General features: G+C 35.2%; 4 protein-coding genes and 1 pseudogene. 3 read left to right on the forward strand and 2 right to left on the reverse strand.

The features are described 5' to 3' along the window. Positions 1-219 precede the first annotated feature (219 nt). The 3 genes from F6K40_RS29390 (at position 220) to F6K40_RS29400 (ending at position 1,128) form a co-directional block, all read left to right on the forward strand. Positions 220-396, forward strand: a complete 177-nt coding sequence (locus tag F6K40_RS29390) for a hypothetical protein (protein ID WP_293140955.1) — start codon at positions 220-222, stop codon at positions 394-396. A 118-nt stretch (positions 397-514) separates the two neighbouring features. Next, the gene (locus F6K40_RS29395; protein ID WP_293140956.1) at positions 515-706 is read left to right on the forward strand and encodes a hypothetical protein; all 192 of its coding nucleotides are present in this window, start codon (positions 515-517) and stop codon (positions 704-706) included. Beyond that, positions 703-1,128: a putative toxin-antitoxin system toxin component, PIN family gene (locus tag F6K40_RS29400; protein WP_293140958.1), complete on the forward strand. Its 426-nt coding sequence runs from the start codon at positions 703-705 to the stop codon at positions 1,126-1,128. Before F6K40_RS29395 ends, F6K40_RS29400 begins: the two co-directional genes overlap by 4 nt. Positions 1,129-1,277: 149 nt before the next feature. Here F6K40_RS29400 and F6K40_RS41665 read toward each other — a convergent pair. Together F6K40_RS41665 and F6K40_RS29410 are read right to left on the reverse strand one after the other, a co-directional pair. After that, positions 1,278-1,772: pseudogene (locus tag F6K40_RS41665) on the reverse strand (PIN domain-containing protein); the annotation flags it as partial. A gap of 50 nt (positions 1,773-1,822) precedes the next feature. Then, complete coding sequence (locus F6K40_RS29410) at positions 1,823-2,017, reverse strand: UPF0175 family protein (protein ID WP_365673210.1); 195 nt, start codon at positions 2,015-2,017, stop codon at positions 1,823-1,825. Positions 2,018-2,783 lie beyond the last annotated feature (766 nt).

Raw genomic sequence — 2,783 nt, forward strand, 5'->3', positions numbered from 1 at the left:
CACCTGATTTTGTAGACAGGATGATTGGGATAGGAAAAACAGATAGTATACCTCCAAATGATGTAGAAGTTGAAGCTATGCTCGAAGAAAGTTTAGTGTAAAAATATTTAAAATCTTGAGTAAAATACATACTATAATATTTAGATAAAAGCTATTTTTGTTGGAATAAAAATTATGTCAAAACTACAATAATCAAGAAAAAAAGCTCTGAATTTATCAGTGAGCGATCGCCTGTTATTACTCCAGGAAATTACAAATTATTGGCTCCGAGAACTTCGCCCTCGGCCAGAGTTACCACCTGATTTTGTAGACAGGATGATTGGGATAGGAAAAACAGATAGTATACCTCCAAATGATGTAGAAGTTGAAGCTATGCTCGAAGAAAGTTTAGTGTAAAAATATTTAAAATCTTGAGTAAAATACATACTATAATATTTAGATAAAAGCTATTTTTGTTGGAATAAAAATTATGTCAAAACTACAATAATCAAGAAAAAAAGCTCTGAATTTATCAGTGAGCGATCGCCTGTTATTACTCCAGGAAATTACAAATTATTGGCTCCGAGAACTTCGCCCTCGGCCAGAGTTACCACCTGATTTTGTAGACAGGATGATTGGGATAGGAAAAACAGATAGTATACCTCCAAATGATGTAGAAGTTGAAGCTATGCTCGAAGAACGTTTAGTGGAGAAATATTTAAAATGAGAGTCTTAGTAGACACAAATATTATTTTAGACGCTTTTCTGGAACGGGAAGCATTTGTTCAGGATGCAAAGACTTTATTAACAGCTATTAAATCTCAGCAAATAGAAGGATATGTGGCAGCAACAACTTTAACTGATATTTTCTACATTGTTATAAAAAAAACTAAAAGTCTTGAACGAGCAAGAGAAGCTGTTTCTATGACATTAGCATTAATGGAAATTTGCGACGTTAATAGTAACATTTTAGAAACTGCTTTTGCTTCTAATTTGAGAGACTTTGAAGATGCAGTTCAGTTAGTTTGTGCTTATGCTGAGAATCTTGATGCTATTATTACTCGCAATGCTGATGATTTTGTTGATGCGAGTCTGCCTATTTTGTCAGTTCAACAGTTATTTGAACAGTCTGCACCAATGGATAATTGATAATGGATAATTGATAATTAATCTATAACGCACAATTTTGGTTGTGTCGGTCTACTACTAGACCAACTCAACGGGTAATGTACTTATCTTTCTTATTCTCCGGCCAGTTGTATAATCTGATTCCGAGTCGATGATGCCAAACGAAATTTTCAAGTATCTAATCGATCTAGAATAGGTTTAACTCTATCCAAATATCCCTTTTGTTTTGCTTTTAGAAGAACCCCTAATGTGCCAATATATTCTAGTTTTAATAACTGGGCATAACGTCTGGCTAAACCATCATCTAAAATTAGTAAAGTTTCAGGTATTTCTAAGGCTAAAGCTAGTGCTTCTCGATCTCGTGCTCCTAATTCAGTCACGAGAGGTAATTTCAGTTATCAGTTATCAGTTATCAGTTATCAGTACCTCTAGCTGAAGCAAGAGGCTTGAAATACGAAATTCTCTTTTTTTATCCCCTTAAAAGGGGAGGTTTTAGACCACGATTTTTTCGGTAAAATTGCTTTAGATTGAGCTGAACGAATTTCAATCCAAGAAATAGAGTAAATATCTGGTAGAGAAATTCCGAGGGAAAGACCAACTGCTAGTTCCTCAGCGACAGATTTAGGAACAATAATTTGACCATATAAATTAGAGAGTAAATCAAGTAAATTAGCTTGGGTTTAGATATTTAATAGGTGAAGTATTAACAATAATATTAGGCACGTTTTAGTTCCTCTGCTAATTCAGCTTCAGTGAGTTGAAAAGTATCTACACCATAATCGGCTAATTTTGTTAAAAATAGGACTTTGGGAATACCTGCTAAGTTTGCAGCAGCACCGGAGGAAAGACGACCTAATTTATAAAGTTTAATGGCAGGAATTAGTTTCATTTCTTGGGCTTTGTTCTTCAGGGGTTAATTTTAAGGCTAAGGCTGTTTCTTCTGGTATATTAATTGTTAGTTGATACATAGGTAGAATCTATTTTTTGTTCAAATATTAATCTGGAATTAATTATGACATAAAATAATCAACTCTAGTATTTTAATCTTCTAGCTTCAGTTAGAGAAACTAATAACTGACAACTAATCGCTGATAACTGATAACTGATAAATGAAATCACCGCCACCACCGGGAAACGTCTTGAATAACAATGGCTGTGTTTTTGATTCCTTATTCACCTCAAATAAGAAAAGATGACGGGAGTGAATGCTGTTATGTCTAAGAGTAAGTCTGGGCGAGTGCGAAGGGTGTGAAGAGTATTTTGCCTGAACGGTAAAGTTGATTTGTAAGAGTTTATCAGCCAGAGCTACGAGAACTTGGGCGCCATATTCCTCAGACTAAATCTGTTGAGCAGCAGCCAGTGCTTCTGGATAATATTTCTGACGATTTCCCAAAAACAAACAGCAAAAATTGGCTGAGGTTATTGTCAGTTAAGCTGCTGTGAGCGCTATAATTTTTTGGTGACCTTACTCGCCTGACGAATGAAACCAGACTATCTCTTAAATGTCTTTGTAGGCTTGCCTTGCAGTGGCTGGATCTAGATTAAATTCAGTGTCTACAAATTGCACTGGATCAAAAGTATTAATCCACACATGAGCGCCACATTTGGCTGGATTATAAGGTCGATAGACGATGTGGCAAGGACCTGAAATATATAAGTCATAACCATAATCGTTC

The sequence above is a fragment of the Okeania sp. SIO3I5 genome (assembly GCF_010672085.1).
GTDB lineage: Bacteria > Cyanobacteriota > Cyanobacteriia > Cyanobacteriales > Microcoleaceae > Trichodesmium.

Excerpts from the sequence above, each read along its gene's own strand:
- F6K40_RS29400 (WP_293140958.1), top strand. The coding sequence starts at position 703 with ATGAGAGTCTTAGTAGACACAAATATTATTTTAGACGCTTTTCTGGAA.